The sequence below is a fragment of the Enterobacter sp. PL_is511 genome, from assembly GCF_055816065.1.
In genome coordinates this window covers 489,022-505,340 of record NZ_JBVPGP010000023.1, presented here as the reverse complement: position 1 = coordinate 505,340, position 16,319 = coordinate 489,022, and the positions used below count along the sequence as shown (strand labels likewise).

Here is a 16,319-nt window from a genome sequence, read left to right as displayed (position 1 = left end):
CGTTAAAATTGAGAGCAATAGCGGCTATCATAGGGGGAGATTTTTTCCGTCGGAGTGTTCATGGAACTAAGACAAGAGGCGTTCCACCTGTTACGTCAGCTTTTTCAACAGCATACCGCGCAGTGGCAACATGCCTTGCCGGAACTGACCAAGCCACAGTATGCGGTGATGCGCTCCATTGCCGAGCATCCAGGCATTGAACAGGTGGCATTGACTGAAGTCGCGGTCAGCACGAAAGCGACCCTGGCGGAGATGCTCAGCCGCATGGAGGCGCGTGGTCTGGTCAAACGCGAGCACGACCCTGCGGATAAGCGCCGTCGCTTTGTCTTCCTGACGCCAGAAGGGGAAGCCCTGCTTGCAGACTGCAAGCCGGTAGGCAATGAAGTTGATGAGGCCTTTTTAGGCCGTCTAAGCAAGGCCGAACGGGAGCAGTTCTCGGCGCTCATCAAAAAGATGATGCACGATTAATTCACGCTGGTGCGCATAAAATCGATAAAGGTGCGCACTTTCGCTGACACATGCCGGGCATCAGGATACACCGCATAGATACCCTGCCGCGCAAAGGTATATTCCGGTAATACCGGGGCCAGTTTTCCCGCATCAAGCGCACCGCGTACCAGCCATTCCGGCAGTAACGCCACCCCACCGCCTGCGAGCGCAAAAGCCATAAGGGCCTGAGCGCTGTCGGCAAACAGGCGCGGCGCTTGTTTTATCTCCAGTATTTCAGGCGCACCGCTGGCATCTCTCACCTGCCAGCGCAGCGGCGAGGCCAGGCGCTCGTGGATGATCCAGTCGGCTTGCGCCAGCTGCGCAAGCGTTTCTATCGGATGGTTAACGAGCCACCCGGGCGTCGCCACAGGGAGAATAGAAAAGTGCGAAATCAGCGCGGCGTGGTTGCGCGAATCGGCAAGCGTTCCCAGCCGGATGGCCACGTCAAAGCGCTCCGAGATAAGGTCGGCGTGCAGGGACGACGAAGCATGTCGTACGCGAAGATCCGGGTGCTGCTGGCTAAACCTGGCCAGCAGCGGCACCACCACCTGTGAGCCATACTCGGGCGTAGTGGTGATCCGCAGTTCGCCAGTAAGCCCCGCATGATTCGCACGGACATCATCCTGCAGCCGTTCGGCATCCTTCAGAAGCGCCACGCTGCGTTGATGAAAAAGCGCGCCCGCCTCGGTTAACGTCAGTCGACGGGTGGAGCGCAGCAGCAGCGTAACGCCCAGCTCATCTTCAAGCTGGCGAATATTGAAGCTGACGACCGCTTTTGTCAGCCCCATCGCCTCGGCGGCCGCCGTAAAACTGCCGGTGTCGGCCACCGCGACAAACATCTGCGTCCGCTGCAGGTTAATCATCATCACGCCCTTTACTGTCAAAATATTTTTGACAGTATATCGCGCTTTGTCAGGTTTATCCGTGATTACCGAGCCGATACGATACGCCACCTCACCGGAGGATCCACCATGACGTATCGCAGCAAAGTCGCCGTTGTTTATCTGCTGGGCTTTTTTCTTGATTTGATCAACATGTTCATTGCCAGCGTCGCGTTCCCGGCAATGGCTCACGCCTTTAACGCCACGCCTTCGGCCCTTACCTAGGTTAGTAACGGGTACATTGCCGGCCTGACGCTGGTGATCCCGTTTAGCAGCGTGCTCACGCGCCGCATCGGGCCCAAGCGCGTCATCCTGCTCTCACTTTTTCTGTTTAGCGCAGCCTCCGCAGCGGCGGGCCTGTCTGCAACGCTTGAAAGTCTGATCGCCTGGCGAGTGCTTCAGGGCGTGGGAGGAGGCTTACTGATCCCCGTCGGACAGGCGCTGACCTGGCAACAATATAACCCTCACGAGCGTGCCAGACTCTCCTCGGCGGTGATGCTGGTCGCGCTGCTTGCCCCGGCCTGCTCCCCGGCTGTCGGCGGCGTGCTGGTGCAGACGCTGGGCTGGCGATGGATCTTTTTCGCTACGCTACCGGTCGCTATCGTGACCTTTGCTCTGGCCTGCCTGTGGCTTAAACACGAAAAACCCACGATGAAAGCGGCCAGACTGTTAAACCTGTCGTTGCTCGCGGACCCACTTTTACGTTTTTCCATGCTTGTCTATTTATGCGTTCCTGGCGTATTTATTGGGGTGAACGTCACGGGCATGTTTTATCTTCAGCACGTGGCGAACATGAGCCCAGCCGCAACGGGGATGCTCATGCTGCCGTGGTCCGTGGCATCGTTTATCGCCATCACGGCAACGGGACGTTATTTTAACCGTATCGGTCCCCGGCCGCTGATCGTCATCGGCTGCCTGTTGCAGGCCACGGGTATCCTGCTATTGATTAACATCAGTTCGGCTACGCTGCTGCCTGCCGTTGCGTTTACCCTGATGGGCGCGGGAGGAAGCCTGTGCAGCAGTACGGCTCAGAGCAGCGCGTTTCTGACAACGCGCCGGGAAGAGATGCCCGATGCCAGCGCGCTGTGGAATCTCAATCGTCAGCTGAGCTTTTTTGCCGGTGCCCTGCTGCTTGCCCAAGTGCTGAACCTGGCTCAGGCGTGGATGCCACCGCTCGCCGCCTGGCACGGGATGTTTATTTTTGCAGCAGGCATGACCTTGCTGCCTGTACTGTATGTTTTTCGTCTTAACAATTCGCAGGTGCTCACCCAGCTGCGACAGGAGAATTCATGACGCCTTTCGAACACGACATTATCGACCTCCACATTGCGCTTGAAGACTGGTTAGGCAAAGGTGAAGGTGATTCCGACGCCCTGCACGCCCGTTTTCGTCCCGATTTTCTGATGATCCCGCCGGGCGGCGTTCATATCGACTATGACGGCCTTGTCAGCTTTCTGGAAAAACAGCGCGGAAGCCGTCCCGGACTGAAGATCGTCATTGATGAATTAACAACGCGCCAGGCATGGCCTCACGGCGCGGTACTCCATTACCGGGAGACGCAAACCCGGCCGGACCAGCCCGTTAACGTGCGCTGGTCAACCGCGGTGCTCAATCAGGAAGGCGATCGGATAGTGTGGCGTCTGCTGCACGAGACGGCGACGCAACCGTAACACAAAAGAAAAAGGCCCGTCTCACGACGGGCCTTTTTTGACGAAAGGTTGCTTATTCGCGGAACAGCGCTTCGATATTCAGACCTTGCCCCTGCAGGATTTCACGCAGGCGGCGTAGACCTTCAACCTGAATCTGACGAACACGTTCACGGGTCAGGCCAATTTCGCGGCCGACGTCTTCCAGTGTCGCAGCTTCATACCCCAGTAAACCGAAACGACGTGCCAGCACTTCACGCTGTTTGGCGTTCAGTTCGAACAGCCATTTGACGATGCTCTGCTTCATGTCATCGTCCTGCGTGGTGTCTTCCGGGCCGTTGTCTTTTTCATCGGCCAGGATGTCCAGCAGCGCTTTTTCGGAGTCGCCACCCAGCGGGGTGTCAACGGAGGTAATGCGCTCGTTGAGACGCAGCATACGGCTTACGTCATCAACCGGTTTATCGAGTTGTTCGGCAATTTCTTCTGCGCTTGGCTCGTGGTCCAGTTTATGGGACAACTCGCGCGCGGTGCGCAGATAAACGTTCAACTCTTTGACGATGTGAATCGGCAGGCGGATCGTACGGGTCTGGTTCATAATAGCCCGTTCGATGGTCTGACGAATCCACCAGGTCGCGTAGGTTGAGAAACGGAACCCGCGTTCCGGGTCAAACTTCTCAACTGCGCGGATGAGACCCAGGTTGCCCTCTTCAATCAGATCCAGCAGAGCCAGACCACGATTGCCGTAACGGCGGGCAATTTTCACGACCAGTCGCAGGTTACTTTCAATCATGCGACGACGCGAGGCCACATCACCACGCAAAGCACGACGTGCGAAATAGACTTCTTCTTCGGCCGTTAGCAGTGGGGAGTAACCAATCTCCCCAAGGTAAAGCTGAGTCGCGTCCAGTACACGCTGTGTGGCACCCTGCGATAACAGCTCTTCTTCAGCCAAATCGTTATCACTGGGTTCCTCTTCTACTAAGGCTTTTTCGTCAAAAGCCTCTACTCCGTTCTCATCAAATTCCGCGTCTTCATTTAAATCATGAACTTTCAGCGTATTCTGACTCATAAGGTGGCTCCTACCCGTGATCCCTGAACGAGACACCCTGGCTGGCATGCCCCGTCAAATTATCGCTGCGGCAAGTACTGCAGCGGGTTTACGGATTTCCCCTTGTAACGAATTTCAAAATGCAAGCGTGTAGAACTGGTTCCGGTGCTACCCATGGTAGCGATTTTTTGCCCCGCCTTAACTTCTTGTTGTTCCCGGACCAGCATTGTGTCGTTATGGGCGTAGGCACTCAGGTAATCATCGTTATGTTTGATGATAATAAGATTACCGTAACCGCGCAGAGCATTGCCGGCATACACAACGCGTCCATCTGCGGTCGCGATGATAGCCTGTCCTTTACTCCCTGCGATATCGATCCCTTTATTTCCCCCTTCGGAGGAAGAGAAGTTTTCGATAACCTTGCCGTCAGTCGGCCAGCGCCATGCAGAAATCGGCGAACTGGAGGTCATACTGCTGGCAGTCGGTTCAGTAGAGCTAACCACAGGTGCCGTAACCGGTGCTGTGACAGCAGTCGCAGTCCCTTTATTATTCGGCAACATTTTGTTAGCAGTCTGATCACCTGAATCCTCAGAATACGTAATTACAGGTTGTGAAGCAACCACCGTGGTGGATTTTTGTGCAGGCTTAACGCTGTTATTCTGCGCCGTCACATCGGCCGCTGAAACGGTGTTGCCAGGGGTCAGCGGCGTGCCCGTCGCGTTACCCACCTGGAGCGTTTGCCCGACTTCCAGACCGTATGGGGCCTGGACGTTATTGCGCTGCGCGAGGTCACGGAAATCGTTCCCGGTGATCCACGCAATGTAGAACAGCGTATCGCCGCGTTTCACGGTATAGGTGCTGCCACCGGTGTAGCTGCCTTTCGGAATGTTCCCATACTGGCGGTTATAGACTATGCGGCCATTTTGGGTCTGAACAGGTTGTTCAACTGGCTGAACCTGCATTGGCTGTGTAACAGGATGTTGCACAGGCTGAATTTGTGGTGTTTTCTGCGGCGCAGCCGTCCCCATTTTAGGTGGCGGCGTGATTAACATTCCGCTGGACGTGTTACCGGAGCCGCTGCTTCCGCCGACGGAACTGACGGGCGCAGGCGCGTTGTTAGAACTTGTACAACCTGCCAGCCAGAGCGAAACCAGTGATAATGCCGCAACACGGCTGATGGTGAATTTAGGGCTTCCCGCGCTCATTTATCCCCCAGGAATGTTTTAACTACCAGTGACTTAAAATTTACCGTGATGGCACGAATCTTTCGCGCCACACCATACGCTGAATTTGCCTTAATAACCCTGGATAATTCCGAGTCTCAGGCCAACTCCCCCTTCACCAGAGGCACAAAGCGCACGGCTTCCACGGTGTCGATAATATACTCGCCGCCGCGTCGACGAACGCGCTTCAACAGCTGCTGCTCGTCCCCGACAGGCAGAACCAGAATGCCCCCCTCATCCAGCTGCGATAACAGGGCAGCTGGAATTTCAGGCGGGGCCGCCGTCACGATGATGGCGTCAAACGGGGCGCGAGCTTTCCAACCCTGCCATCCATCACCGTGTCGTGTCGAAACATTATGTAAATCAAGTTGTTTCAGGCGACGACGCGCCTGCCACTGTAAACCTTTAATCCGCTCAACGGAGCATACATGGTGCACCAGATGCGCCAGGATCGCAGTCTGATACCCCGACCCGGTGCCAATCTCCAGCACGCGGGAGTCGGGCGTCAGCTCCAGCAGCTCCGTCATCCGCGCTACCATATAAGGCTGCGAAATCGTCTGGCCCTGCCCGATGGGCAGCGCCACGTTTTCCCACGCTTTGTGTTCAAACGCCTCATCTACAAATTTCTCACGCGGAACCTGAGCAAGCGCTTCAAGCACGTGCTCGTCGCGGATCCCCTGCGCGCGGAGTTGTTCCAGAAGAGTTTGTACACGTTTGTTTACCATTGCGCGTTCACTCCTGCGCGATCCAGCCAGCCCGACACCACATCATGCGCGCTATACGCGGTTAAATCTACGTGCAGCGGGGTAACCGAAACATAGCCTTCTTCTACGGCGGCAAAGTCGGTATCCGGACCCGCATCGCACTTATCGCCAGGAGGGCCAATCCAGTAAAGCGTGTTGCCGCGCGGATCCTGCTGCGGGATCACCTGATCGGCAGGATGTCGGCTTCCGCAACGGGTGACGCGAATGCCTTTAATTTCATCGAGAGGAAGATCCGGCACGTTGATGTTGAGGATGCGCCCGGTACGCAACGGCTCGCGGCCGAGTGCCCGCAGGATCGAACAGGTCACCGCAGCGGCGGTGTCGTAGTGCGTGTAGCCGTTCAACGAGACCGCCAGCGCCGGGAACCCCAGATGGCGCCCTTCCATTGCGGCCGCCACGGTACCGGAGTAAATCACGTCATCGCCGAGGTTAGGCCCGGCGTTAATGCCGGAGACGACGATATCCGGACGCGGACGCATCAGCGCGTTCACGCCCAGAAAAACGCAGTCGGTTGGCGTGCCCATCTGCACGGCAATATCGCCATTTTCAAAGGTAAAGGTGCGAAGCGACGACTCCAGCGTCAGCGAGTTAGACGCTCCACTGCGGTTACGATCGGGTGCCACGACCTGCACATCCGCAAATTCACGGAGGTGTTTCGCCAGGGTCTGAATGCCCGGCGCGTGGATCCCGTCATCGTTACTCAGCAATATTCGCATAATCACCCGAGGTGTTGATAAGTTCCCTGACAACACTGGTGGCAAAGCTACCTGCCGGCAGCCAGAAGCGTAACTCGACGGTTACGTCATCCCACCAGTTCCAGCTTAACTGCTGCGGATAGAGCAGCATTGCGCGGCGTGCCGCGTCGACTTTTTCCCGCACCAGCAAGGATTGCAGTTCTGGCGCATCCGCTACGGCTGCTTGCTCGGCGGCCAGCGCGTCGCCCTGTGTTCCCCAGTCGCCCGTACCGGGCAGCGCGGCGGTAATCATCAGCGCTTTTGCGTCCACGCGCGACTGCACATCGGCCATTTCTTCGGCCGTTGCCACAAACCAGCTTCCGCGTCCCGCTAATTGTAGCGCATCGCCAACAACAACTTGATTCGCGTCCGGTTTTTTCAGCCTTTCGCTCACAATCTGATTAAACAACGCACTGCGGGCCGCCGACAACCAAAAACTGCGTTTATTCCTGTCCCGCACCGGTGCATCGCTTTGCGCCCAGCGCAGCGCGCCCTGCAGGTTGCTGCCGCCAATACCAAAGCGCTGCGCGCCAAAGTAGTTCGGCACGCCGCGTTCACTGATAGTGTTCAGACGTTTTTCAACGTCTTCGCAGTGGGTCACTTCCCGCAGCACCAGCGTAAAGTCGTTACCCTTCAACGCCCCCAGACGCAGTTTGCGCTTGTGGCGGGCGAATTCCAGTACCTTACAGCCTTCAAGCTCAAATTTGCTTAAATCAGGCATCGTATTACCGGGAACGCGCGCGCAGAGCCACTGTTCAGTGACGGCGTGTTTATCTTTCTGCCCGGCAAAGCTCACTTCGCGGGCATGAATTTTAAGGAATTTTGCCAGCGCGTCGGCCACAAAGCGGGTATTGCAGCCATTTTTCAGAATACGCACCAGGATATGTTCGCCTTCGCCATCCGGCTCAAAGCCCAGATCCTCCACCACGAGGAAGTCTTCAGGGCTGGCTTTCAGCACCCCGTTCCCCTGCGGTTTACCGTGCAGGTATGTCAGGTTGTCGAAGTCTGTCATTTGCTCGCCTTCACCAGCAGCGCAACGGCTTCACAGGCAATCCCTTCGCCACGCCCGGTAAAGCCCAGCTTCTCGGTCGTCGTCGCTTTGACGTTCACGTCGTCCATATGGCAGCCCAGATCTTCTGCAATAAACACGCGCATCTGCGGAATGTGCGGCAGCATTTTCGGGGCCTGGGCAATAATCGTCACGTCGACGTTGCCGAGGGTGTAGCCTTTCGCCTGAATGCGGCGCCACGCTTCGCGCAGCAGTTCGCGGCTGTCCGCGCCTTTAAATGCCGGGTCGGTGTCCGGGAACAGCTTGCCGATATCACCCAGCGCGGCCGCGCCCAACAGCGCGTCGGTCAGCGCATGCAGCGCCACGTCGCCATCAGAATGCGCCAGCAGTCCTTTTTCATAAGGAATGCGCACGCCGCCAATGATAATTGGGCCTTCTCCGCCAAAGGCGTGTACATCAAAACCGTGTCCAATTCGCATTATGCCTTCTCCTGATGGGTCGAACGGGTAAGATAGAATTCCGCGAGCTGTAAATCTTCCGGACGCGTCACTTTAATATTATCAGCGCGTCCTTCAACAAGCTCAGGGTGGAAACCGCAATATTCCAGCGCAGAGGCTTCGTCCGTGATGGTTGCACCTTCTCTAAGCGCACGCGTTAAGCAGTCGTGGAGTAATTCGCGGGGGAAAAATTGTGGCGTCAGCGCGTGCCATAAATCGACGCGATCGACGGTGTGGGCAATAGCCTGTTTACCCGGCTCGGCGCGCTTCATGGTGTCGCGCACCGGTGCGGCCAGAATCCCGCCAACCTTGCTTGTTTCGCTCAGGGCCAGCAGACGCGCAAGGTCGTCCTGATGGAGGCACGGACGCGCCGCGTCATGCACCAGCACCCACGGCGCGTTACCGGCGGCCTGAATGCCCGCCAGCACGGAATCGGCGCGCTCGGCGCCACCGTCAACGACGGTAATCTGTGGATGATTTGCCAGCGGCAGCTGCGCAAAGCGCGCATCGCCAGGGCTGATAGCGATAATCACCCGCGTCACCCGCGGGTGCGCCAGCAGCGCCGCCACGGCGTGCTCGAGGATCGTTTTATCGCCAATAGAGAGGTACTGCTTGGGACATTCTGTCTGCATGCGCCGGCCAAAACCTGCGGCCGGCACCACGGCGCATACGTCCGAAAAAGTTACTGCCATGTCGTAATCCTGGGCCTGATTATCGATTGTTTTGTGCTGAGCCCTGATTGCGTTTAGACGCATCCGGAACCAGACGATAAAAGGTTTCGCCCGGCTTAGTCATACTGAGTTCATTGCGTGCGCGTTCCTCAATCGCCTCTTGCCCGCCATTGAGGTCATCAATTTCAGCAAAGAGTTGATCGTTTCGCGCCTTAAGTTTGGCGTTTGTTGCCTGCTGAGCCGCGACGTCATCGCTTACCCGGCTATAGTCGTGCAGTCCGTTCTTACCGAACCACAGCGAATATTGCAGCCAGATTAGCAAAGCCAGCAACAGCAGCGTTAGTTTACCCATCCTGCCCCCTGAAAAACGGCATCATCATCCCAAGACTTCCCCAGAGCACTACGCCGGGGTAACAGAGATGCCGCAACATCGCGGGCAAATGTACCACATTTTTTCCGCAGAATCGTCCTGCACAATATCGTTACACAGTTGGTTACGGTTTGAATTATGGCTGAAGTTAGCCCATGAGCCACAAAAATAACAGACCAAACATCAGAACCACCGTCACAATCGTGACCACGGTGCTGTACAGGAGCTTACCGTTGAGCAACGAGTGCAGCGCAATGCCGACGACAACCGCCACGGGCATCAGCGCCAGAAAGAAAGGCCAGGTGTAGAGAAAGAAGAACAGCGTGTTACCGCCGTAGATGAGAAACGGGATACCCAGCGCCAGCAACCATGAGACGAAGCCGATGATGGCCCCAGGAAATGACCAGGTCGTTTCGTCGTCGGTCGCGAGCGGCTCCGACCCGGTGGTGGTGATGTAATGTTCACTGTTGCGCATAGCTAATCCTGTGACCGTGACTCATCGTTCGGGAAGACAGCTCCCGAACGATACCGTCTCAGGATCTGATAATATCGTCCCGTCTGAGCAGGTCTAATAATTGGCTTACTAAATTTGTTACCAATTGTTGACCCTCCAGGTGAATTTCAGGCGATTCAGGCGCTTCGTATACCGCGTCAATTCCGGTGAAGTTTCGCAGTTCTCCGGCACGCGCTTTTTTGTACAGCCCTTTCGGGTCGCGCGCTTCGCAAATTTCCAGCGGCGTATCAACAAACACCTCGATAAAGCGATCCTGGCCCACGCGTTCACGCACCATCTGGCGCTCGGCGCGGTGCGGAGAGATAAACGCGGTCAACACCACCAGCCCGGCGTCCGCCATCAGGCTGGCCACTTCGCCCACCCGGCGGATGTTCTCTTTACGGTCGTCGTCGCTAAACCCTAAATCGCTGCACAGGCCGTGACGCACGTTGTCACCATCCAGCAGGTACGTGCTTACGCCCTGCTGATGCAATGCCTCTTCCAGCGCGCCCGCTACCGTTGATTTACCCGAGCCGGACAGCCCGGTAAACCACAGCACAACCCCACGGTGACCGTGGAGCTGTTCGCGCTGGGCGACGGTGACCGGATGAGGATGCCAGACGACGTTCTCATCATGGGCAGCCATTACTTGCCTCCCAGCAGATCGCGTGCGCCCCAGTGCGGGAAGTGTTTACGCACCAGCGCGTTCAGTTCCAGCTCGAAGGCACTGAATTCAGACGCCACGACAGACTGTTTAATCGGTTCGCGGACCATACCGGCCCCGACGGTAACGTTGGTCAGCCTGTCGATAAAGATAAGCCCCCCCGTCACCGGGTTCTGCTGATACGGATCCAGCACCAGCGGTTCGTCGAAGGTCAGATCGACCAGACCGATGCCATTCAGCGGCAGTTCGGTAACCTCACGCTGGGTCAGGTTGTTGATGTCCACCTGGAACTGAATACCGTCCACGCGGGCGCGGGTTTTCTTGCCGGCAATTTTGATGTCGTAGCTCTGGCCCGACGTCAGCGGTTGCTCCGCCATCCACACCACGTCCACGGAAGCCCCCTGTACGGCGGCCAGGGTTTCCTGGGCATCCACCAGCAGATCGCCCCGGCTGATATCAATCTCGTCTTTCAGCACCAGCGTTACGGCTTCACCGGCGCCCGCTTCCTGCAGGTCACCGTCGAAGGTGACGATGCGGGCGATGGTGGATTCCACGCCGGATGGCAGCACCTTAACGCGCTGGCCGACCTTCACGGAGCCTGACGCGAGGGTACCTGAGAAACCGCGGAAATCGAGGTTAGGACGGTTAACGTACTGCACCGGGAAGCGCATCGGCTGGGTGTCGACCACGCGCTGAATTTCAACGGTTTCCAGCACCTCCAGCAGCGTCGGGCCGCTGTACCACGGCATGGTCGCGCTCTGGGAGGCGACGTTATCCCCTTCCAGCGCCGAGAGCGGCACAAAGCGGATATCCAGGTTGCCCGGCAGCTGCTCGGCAAAGGTCAGGTAGCTCTGGCGGATCTCCTCGAACTTCTCTTCGCTGAAGTTCACCAGATCCATCTTGTTGACCGCCACCACCAGATGTTTGATCCCCAGCAGCGTGGAGATAAAGCTGTGACGACGGGTCTGATCCAGCACGCCTTTACGCGCGTCCATCAGCAGGATCGCCAGGTCGCAGGTCGACGCGCCGGTCGCCATATTGCGGGTGTACTGTTCGTGCCCCGGGGTGTCGGCGATAATAAATTTGCGTTTCTCGGTAGAGAAATAGCGGTAGGCCACGTCGATGGTGATGCCCTGCTCGCGCTCCGCCTGCAGGCCGTCCACCAGCAGGGCCAGGTCGAGTTTTTCCCCCTGGGTACCGTGACGTTTACTGTCGTTATGCAGGGAAGAGAGCTGATCTTCGTAAATCTGGCGCGTATCGTGCAGCAGGCGGCCAATCAGGGTACTTTTACCGTCATCCACGCTGCCGCAGGTCAGAAAACGCAGCAGGCTTTTATGTTGCTGCGCGTGCAGATAGGCTTCCACGCCGCCTTCGTTGGCAATTTGTTGAGCAATAGTGGTGTTCATGGCGGCTCCTTAGAAATAACCCTGACGTTTCTTCAGCTCCATGGAGCCTGCCTGATCGCGGTCAATCACGCGCCCCTGTCGCTCACTGGTGGTGGACACCAGCATCTCTTCAATGATCTCCGGCAGCGTCTGCGCGCTGGATTCCACCGCGCCGGTCAGCGGCCAGCAGCCGAGGGTGCGGAAACGGACCATCTGTTTCTTGATCACTTCACCCGGCTGCAGGTCGATGCGATCGTCGTCGATCATCATCAGCATGCCGTCGCGCTCCAGCACCGGGCGCTCGGCGGCCAGATACAGCGGAACGATCTCGATGTTTTCCAGATAGATGTACTGCCAGATATCCAGCTCGGTCCAGTTAGAGAGCGGGAAGACGCGAATGCTTTCGCCTTTGTTGATCTGACCATTGTAGTTGTGCCACAGCTCCGGGCGCTGGTTTTTGGGGTCCCAGCGGTGGAAGCGGTCGCGGAAGGAGTAGATACGCTCTTTGGCGCGGGATTTCTCTTCGTCACGGCGCGCGCCGCCAAAAGCAGCGTCAAAACCGTATTTATTCAGCGCCTGTTTCAGCCCTTCGGTTTTCATGATATCGGTATGCTTGGCGCTGCCGTGCACGAACGGGTTAATGCCCATCGCCACCCCTTCCGGGTTTTTATGCACCAGCAGCTCGCAGCCGTAGGCTTTGGCGGTACGGTCGCGAAACTCATACATCTCGCGGAATTTCCAGCCGGTATCCACGTGCAGCAGCGGGAACGGCAGCGTGCCCGGATAAAACGCTTTACGCGCCAGATGCAGCATGACGCTGGAATCTTTACCGATGGAGTACATCATCACCGGGTTAGAAAACTCGGCGGCCACTTCGCGGATGATATGGATACTCTCCGCTTCGAGCTGCCGCAGGTGTGTAAGACGTTTTTGGTCCATAACCGTTCCTTAAGCCAAATTTACGACAGAAGAACCAAAGCCTTCTGTATCGGTTGTGTGTTGGAACCAGGCGAGCGTGCTGTGCAGCTGCACCACTTCTCCCACCACGATCAGGGCGGGCATCGGGGCGTCTTTCGCCAGGGTTGCAAGTTGTTCCAGGGTGCCCGTCGCAACGTGCTGATCGACGCGCGTGCCGCGAGAAATGACGGCAACGGGCGTCGTCGCCTCGCGACCGTGCTGAATAAGCTGTTCGCTGATATCCGCCGCCTTCATCGTGCCCATGTAAATCGCCAGCGTCTGGCGGCTCTGGGCGAGATGGGACCAGTCGAGCGGTGTGCTGTCGGCCTTGTAGTGGCCGGTCACAAAGGTCACGCTCTGGGCGTAATCGCGGTGGGTCAGCGGGATACCGGCGTAGGCCGTTACCGCAGAGGCCGCCGTAATGCCGGGCACCACCTGGAACGGTACGCCCGCTTCGGCTGCCGCCTGCAGCTCCTCGCCGCCGCGACCGAAGATAAACGGATCGCCCCCTTTCAGGCGCACCACGGTTTTACCGGCTTTGGCGGCGTCAATCAGCATCTGGTTGGTGTCGTGCTGCGGCACAGAGTGCTCGCCAGCCCGTTTGCCGACGCAGATTTGCTCCGCGTCGCGACGGATCAGCTCGCGCACGCCGTCGGTAACCAGATGGTCGTAAAACACCACGTCCGCGTCCTGCAGCACCTGCAGTCCGCGCAGCGTCAGGAGCCCGGCATCGCCCGGTCCTGCGCCTACCAGAATGATCTCCCCGCCGGTGCTGCCGGGGTTATCCAGTTCGTCTTCAAGAATTTTCTGCGCCGCCGTCTCATTGCCGGCATGCATCAGGCTGGCAAAGCGGCCGCGAAACACGCGTTCCCAGAAGCGACGGCGTTCCGTCACGCTGGTCAGGCGGGTTTTCAGATGGTTGCGCCAGTAGCTGGCTTTTTCCGCCATGCGCCCGAGGCTGGTCGGCAGCAGCGCTTCGATTTTTTCCCGCAGCACGCGCGCCAGCACCGGTGCGGTACCGCCGGAGGAGATCGCCACCAGCAGCGGCGAACGGTCAACGATCGACGGGAAGATAAACGAGCATAAAGGCTGGTCGTCCACCACGTTCACCAGGCGGTAGCGGGCCTGAGCGGCCTCGGAAATCCGCCGGTTCAGGTCGCGATCTTCGGTCGCCGCAATCACCAGCACGACGCTGTCGATTTGGGATTCGTCGAAATCCGCTTCTGCTACTACCCGCACCTGCGCCCCTGCGCGCTGCAGAAACGCAATTTTGCGATCGGCAATTTCACCCGTGCCAACAACCAGCACCGGCTTCTCTTTTATCGCGGCAAATAAGGGCAGATAGTCCACAAGCAACAACTCACTAACAACGAGGAATAGAGGGACTATAGGGGGCGGCTTAGACCGAATGAAATTACGAATTGGAATGAGTAGTTACTCAATGGAATAACGCCGTGAAAAAGCTAATACCAAAAAGTGCTTAACACGCGAAATTTCGGGCATTTAAGAGCAATTCAAATTGTGTATGGACGATCACAGTTTCATACTAAGCGGGTTATTATTTTGCTCAGTTTTTAAGGACTCACTATGTTCTCCGCAACGCGCCACCGTATTGCTGCCCTGGCGCTCGGCGTTTGCTTTATTCTTCCTGCCCAGGCAAAAAACCAACCTTATGGTGAAATCGCCACTATGCAGGCGCGGCATATTGCCACCGTCTTTCCTGGCCGTATGACCGGTTCGCCTGCGGAAATGCTCTCCGCGGACTATCTTCGCCAGCAGTTTGCCGGGATGGGCTACCAGAGCGACATCCGGTCGTTTCACAGCCGCTACGTCTATACCTCACGAAACAAAACGAAAAACTGGCATAACGTGACCGGCAGTACGGTTATCGCGGCGCATGAAGGTACCGCAAAAGAGCAAATTATTATTATGGCGCACCTTGATACCTACGCCCCGATGAGTGACGCCGATACGGATAACAACCTCGGCGGGCTGACGCTGCAGGGCATGGACGACAACGCGGCAGGCCTGGGCGTGATGCTCGAACTGGCCGAGCGGATGAAGGATATTCCAACCCAGTATGGTATCCGTTTCGTGGCCACCAGCGGTGAAGAAGAGGGCAAACTCGGCGCTGAGAATCTCCTTAAACGCATGAGCGCTGAGGAGAGGAAAAATACGTTGCTGGTGATCAACCTCGATAACCTGATCGTCGGCGACAAGCTCTATTTCAACAGCGGGCAAAGTACGCCGGGTACCGTGCGGAAACTGACGCGAGACCGTGCGCTGGCGATTGCCCGCAGCCACGGGGTTTATGCTACCAGCAACCCCGGCGGTAACCCGGATTATCCGCGAGGAACGGGCTGCTGCAACGACGGGGAAGTGTTCGATAAGGCGGGTATTCCGGTGCTGTATGTCGAAGCGACAAACTGGGCGCTGGGCAAAAAAGATGGCTACCAGCAGCGGGCTAAATCGAAAGCCTTCCCGGACGGGACAAGCTGGCACAACGTGATGCTGGATAATCAGCAGCACATCGATCGCGCGCTGCCGCAGCGGATTGAGCACCGCAGCCGTGATGTGGTGAAGGTGATGCTGCCGCTGGTGAAGGAGCTGGCGAAAGCGGGGAAAGCCTAGTGCTTATTTTCCCCTCACCCCTGCCCTCTCCCCAAAGGGGCGAGGGTGAAAAGACGGCTCCGAGCAATCCCCTCTCCCCTTTGGGGAGAGGGTTAGGGTGAGGGGGAGGATATAGGATCACCCTTCGTGCAGCCCGCACTCGCGCTTCAGCCCAAAGAATCGCGTCTCTTCTTCCGCCATTCCCGGTTCCCATTTGCGCGTGGTGTGGGTGTCACCCACCGACAGATAGCCCTGGTCCCACAGCGGATGGTACTTCAGCCCGTGCTTTTGCAGATACTGATACACCGTCCGGTTATCCCAGTCGATAATCGGCAGCACTTTAAACACCCCGCGCTGGACCGCCAGCACCGGCAAGGTTGCCCGGCTGCCGGACTGCTCGCGGCGCAGGCCAGCAAACCATGTCTGCGCATTGAGCTCTTTCAGCGCCCGGTTCATCGGCTCAACTTTGTTGATCTCATTGTATTTCTCAATGCCCTCAACGCCCTGTTCCCACAGCTTACCGTAGCGCGCCTCCTGCCAGGCCGCGCTTTCCGTCGCGCGGTAAACTTTGAGGTTCAGCTTGAGCTTGTCCGTCAGCTCGTCAATAAACTGGTAGGTTTCCGGGAACAGGTAGCCGGTATCGGTGAGGATCACCGGAATGTCCGGACGGATCTGATTCACCAGATGCAGGCTGACCGCCGCCTGAATACCAAAGCTCGACGACAGCACATAGTCTCCCGGCAGGTTTTCCAGCGCCCACGCCACGCGCCCTTCGGCGTCCAGCTTTTCAAGGTGGGCATTGGTTTCTGCGAGTGCCAGAATGCGTTCGACTTTTGGCAATGCGTTAAGCGCGTTTAGATCGAGTACGGACATAATTA

At 57.5% G+C, this 16,319-nt stretch carries 19 protein-coding genes and 1 pseudogene; 5 read left to right on the top strand and 15 right to left on the bottom strand.

Annotated elements, in window-relative coordinates; translation table 11 throughout:
* The first annotated feature begins 60 nt into the window (after positions 1 to 60).
* On the top strand, positions 61 to 468 hold the full coding sequence (locus AC0TN7_RS14690) for a MarR family winged helix-turn-helix transcriptional regulator (RefSeq protein WP_024909249.1): 408 nt from the start codon (positions 61 to 63) through the stop codon (positions 466 to 468).
* On the opposite strand, the gene AC0TN7_RS14685 is transcribed toward AC0TN7_RS14690, so the two are convergent.
* A complete protein-coding gene (locus AC0TN7_RS14685; protein WP_208763928.1) occupies positions 465 to 1,352 on the bottom strand; it encodes a LysR family transcriptional regulator in 888 nt (295 codons plus the stop codon). The genes AC0TN7_RS14690 and AC0TN7_RS14685 overlap by 4 nt on opposite strands.
* Positions 1,353 to 1,460: 108 nt before the next feature.
* On the opposite strand from AC0TN7_RS14685, the pseudogene AC0TN7_RS14680 reads away from it, so the two are divergent.
* Positions 1,461 to 2,663, top strand: a pseudogene (locus AC0TN7_RS14680) (MFS transporter).
* Positions 2,660 to 3,040 carry a DUF4440 domain-containing protein gene (locus tag AC0TN7_RS14675; RefSeq protein WP_024909252.1) on the top strand — a complete coding sequence of 127 codons (381 nt, stop codon included), beginning with the start codon at positions 2,660 to 2,662 and terminating at the stop codon, positions 3,038 to 3,040. The pseudogene AC0TN7_RS14680 and the gene AC0TN7_RS14675 overlap by 4 nt, the downstream one beginning before the upstream one ends.
* A 52-nt stretch (positions 3,041 to 3,092) precedes the next feature.
* Here AC0TN7_RS14675 and rpoS read toward each other — a convergent pair whose 3' ends face one another.
* Together rpoS and nlpD are read right to left on the bottom strand one after the other, a co-directional pair.
* The gene (gene rpoS / locus AC0TN7_RS14670; protein ID WP_008499600.1) at positions 3,093 to 4,085 is read right to left on the bottom strand and encodes an RNA polymerase sigma factor RpoS; all 993 of its coding nucleotides are present in this window, start codon (positions 4,083 to 4,085) and stop codon (positions 3,093 to 3,095) included.
* Between the two features lie 59 nt (positions 4,086 to 4,144).
* Entirely contained in the window at positions 4,145 to 5,218 is a 1,074-nt protein-coding gene (nlpD, locus tag AC0TN7_RS14665) for a murein hydrolase activator NlpD (RefSeq protein WP_248165794.1), read from the bottom strand.
* On the opposite strand from nlpD, the gene AC0TN7_RS14660 reads away from it, so the two are divergent.
* Complete coding sequence (locus AC0TN7_RS14660) at positions 5,160 to 5,291, top strand: peptidase (RefSeq protein ID WP_240613107.1); 132 nt, start codon at positions 5,160 to 5,162, stop codon at positions 5,289 to 5,291. The two genes, nlpD and AC0TN7_RS14660, sit on opposite strands and share 59 nt — an antisense overlap.
* 94 nt (positions 5,292 to 5,385) lie before the next feature.
* Here the strand turns inward: AC0TN7_RS14660 and AC0TN7_RS14655 are convergent, their stop codons facing one another.
* The 11 genes from AC0TN7_RS14655 to cysG all read right to left on the bottom strand — a co-directional run bounded on the left by AC0TN7_RS14655 (position 5,386) and on the right by cysG (position 14,181).
* The gene (locus tag AC0TN7_RS14655) at positions 5,386 to 6,012 is read right to left on the bottom strand and encodes a protein-L-isoaspartate(D-aspartate) O-methyltransferase (protein ID WP_157189659.1); all 627 of its coding nucleotides are present in this window, start codon (positions 6,010 to 6,012) and stop codon (positions 5,386 to 5,388) included.
* Positions 6,006 to 6,767 (bottom strand): 5'/3'-nucleotidase SurE, encoded by a 762-nt coding sequence (gene surE / locus AC0TN7_RS14650; protein WP_021241911.1) that lies wholly within the window; start codon positions 6,765 to 6,767, stop codon positions 6,006 to 6,008. Before surE ends, AC0TN7_RS14655 begins: the two co-directional genes overlap by 7 nt.
* The gene (truD, locus tag AC0TN7_RS14645; protein WP_267217486.1) at positions 6,748 to 7,797 is read right to left on the bottom strand and encodes a tRNA pseudouridine(13) synthase TruD; all 1,050 of its coding nucleotides are present in this window, start codon (positions 7,795 to 7,797) and stop codon (positions 6,748 to 6,750) included. Before truD ends, surE begins: the two co-directional genes overlap by 20 nt.
* On the bottom strand, positions 7,794 to 8,273 hold the full coding sequence (gene ispF, locus AC0TN7_RS14640; RefSeq protein ID WP_008499607.1) for a 2-C-methyl-D-erythritol 2,4-cyclodiphosphate synthase: 480 nt from the start codon (positions 8,271 to 8,273) through the stop codon (positions 7,794 to 7,796). The genes truD and ispF overlap by 4 nt, the downstream gene beginning before the upstream one ends.
* The gene (ispD, locus tag AC0TN7_RS14635) at positions 8,273 to 8,983 is read right to left on the bottom strand and encodes a 2-C-methyl-D-erythritol 4-phosphate cytidylyltransferase (protein ID WP_024909255.1); all 711 of its coding nucleotides are present in this window, start codon (positions 8,981 to 8,983) and stop codon (positions 8,273 to 8,275) included. Before ispD ends, ispF begins: the two co-directional genes overlap by 1 nt.
* Positions 8,984 to 9,002: 19 nt before the next feature.
* Entirely contained in the window at positions 9,003 to 9,314 is a 312-nt protein-coding gene (gene ftsB, locus AC0TN7_RS14630) for a cell division protein FtsB (protein WP_008499609.1), read from the bottom strand.
* Between the two features lie 166 nt (positions 9,315 to 9,480).
* Positions 9,481 to 9,807, bottom strand: a complete 327-nt coding sequence (locus AC0TN7_RS14625) for a DUF3561 family protein (RefSeq protein WP_008499610.1) — start codon at positions 9,805 to 9,807, stop codon at positions 9,481 to 9,483.
* Between the two features lie 58 nt (positions 9,808 to 9,865).
* Positions 9,866 to 10,471, bottom strand: coding sequence for an adenylyl-sulfate kinase (gene cysC, locus AC0TN7_RS14620; protein WP_010434543.1), 606 nt, complete (start codon positions 10,469 to 10,471; stop codon positions 9,866 to 9,868).
* Positions 10,471 to 11,895 carry a sulfate adenylyltransferase subunit CysN gene (cysN, locus tag AC0TN7_RS14615; RefSeq protein WP_267217485.1) on the bottom strand — a complete coding sequence of 475 codons (1,425 nt, stop codon included), beginning with the start codon at positions 11,893 to 11,895 and terminating at the stop codon, positions 10,471 to 10,473. The genes cysC and cysN overlap by 1 nt, the downstream gene beginning before the upstream one ends.
* 9 nt (positions 11,896 to 11,904) lie before the next feature.
* Positions 11,905 to 12,813: a sulfate adenylyltransferase subunit CysD gene (cysD, locus tag AC0TN7_RS14610; RefSeq protein WP_006811770.1), complete on the bottom strand. Its 909-nt coding sequence runs from the start codon at positions 12,811 to 12,813 to the stop codon at positions 11,905 to 11,907.
* Between the two features lie 9 nt (positions 12,814 to 12,822).
* On the bottom strand, positions 12,823 to 14,181 hold the full coding sequence (cysG, locus tag AC0TN7_RS14605) for a siroheme synthase CysG (RefSeq protein ID WP_473702230.1): 1,359 nt from the start codon (positions 14,179 to 14,181) through the stop codon (positions 12,823 to 12,825).
* Positions 14,182 to 14,418: 237 nt separating this feature from the next.
* Here cysG and AC0TN7_RS14600 point away from each other — a divergent pair, with 237 nt between their 5' ends.
* Positions 14,419 to 15,462, top strand: coding sequence for an aminopeptidase (locus AC0TN7_RS14600; protein ID WP_267217484.1), 1,044 nt, complete (start codon positions 14,419 to 14,421; stop codon positions 15,460 to 15,462).
* A gap of 117 nt (positions 15,463 to 15,579) precedes the next feature.
* Here the strand turns inward: AC0TN7_RS14600 and cysH are convergent, their stop codons facing one another.
* The gene (gene cysH, locus AC0TN7_RS14595; RefSeq protein WP_024909260.1) at positions 15,580 to 16,314 is read right to left on the bottom strand and encodes a phosphoadenosine phosphosulfate reductase; all 735 of its coding nucleotides are present in this window, start codon (positions 16,312 to 16,314) and stop codon (positions 15,580 to 15,582) included.
* Positions 16,315 to 16,319: the final 5 nt, after the last annotated feature.

Coding starts and splice junctions, on each gene's coding strand:
- truD (WP_267217486.1), bottom strand. CDS start 7,797: ATGACAGACTTCGACAACCTGACATACCTGCACGGTAAACCGCAGGGG.
- rpoS (WP_008499600.1), bottom strand. CDS start 4,085: ATGAGTCAGAATACGCTGAAAGTTCATGATTTAAATGAAGACGCGGAA.
- cysD (WP_006811770.1), bottom strand. CDS start 12,813: ATGGACCAAAAACGTCTTACACACCTGCGGCAGCTCGAAGCGGAGAGT.
- AC0TN7_RS14655 (WP_157189659.1), bottom strand. CDS start 6,012: ATGGTAAACAAACGTGTACAAACTCTTCTGGAACAACTCCGCGCGCAG.
- ispD (WP_024909255.1), bottom strand. CDS start 8,983: ATGGCAGTAACTTTTTCGGACGTATGCGCCGTGGTGCCGGCCGCAGGT.
- AC0TN7_RS14675 (WP_024909252.1), top strand. CDS start 2,660: ATGACGCCTTTCGAACACGACATTATCGACCTCCACATTGCGCTTGAA.
- cysH (WP_024909260.1), bottom strand. CDS start 16,314: ATGTCCGTACTCGATCTAAACGCGCTTAACGCATTGCCAAAAGTCGAA.
- surE (WP_021241911.1), bottom strand. CDS start 6,767: ATGCGAATATTGCTGAGTAACGATGACGGGATCCACGCGCCGGGCATT.
- ispF (WP_008499607.1), bottom strand. CDS start 8,273: ATGCGAATTGGACACGGTTTTGATGTACACGCCTTTGGCGGAGAAGGC.
- AC0TN7_RS14625 (WP_008499610.1), bottom strand. CDS start 9,807: ATGCGCAACAGTGAACATTACATCACCACCACCGGGTCGGAGCCGCTC.
- cysC (WP_010434543.1), bottom strand. CDS start 10,471: ATGGCTGCCCATGATGAGAACGTCGTCTGGCATCCTCATCCGGTCACC.
- cysN (WP_267217485.1), bottom strand. CDS start 11,895: ATGAACACCACTATTGCTCAACAAATTGCCAACGAAGGCGGCGTGGAA.
- AC0TN7_RS14600 (WP_267217484.1), top strand. CDS start 14,419: ATGTTCTCCGCAACGCGCCACCGTATTGCTGCCCTGGCGCTCGGCGTT.
- ftsB (WP_008499609.1), bottom strand. CDS start 9,314: ATGGGTAAACTAACGCTGCTGTTGCTGGCTTTGCTAATCTGGCTGCAA.
- AC0TN7_RS14685 (WP_208763928.1), bottom strand. CDS start 1,352: ATGATTAACCTGCAGCGGACGCAGATGTTTGTCGCGGTGGCCGACACC.
- AC0TN7_RS14690 (WP_024909249.1), top strand. CDS start 61: ATGGAACTAAGACAAGAGGCGTTCCACCTGTTACGTCAGCTTTTTCAA.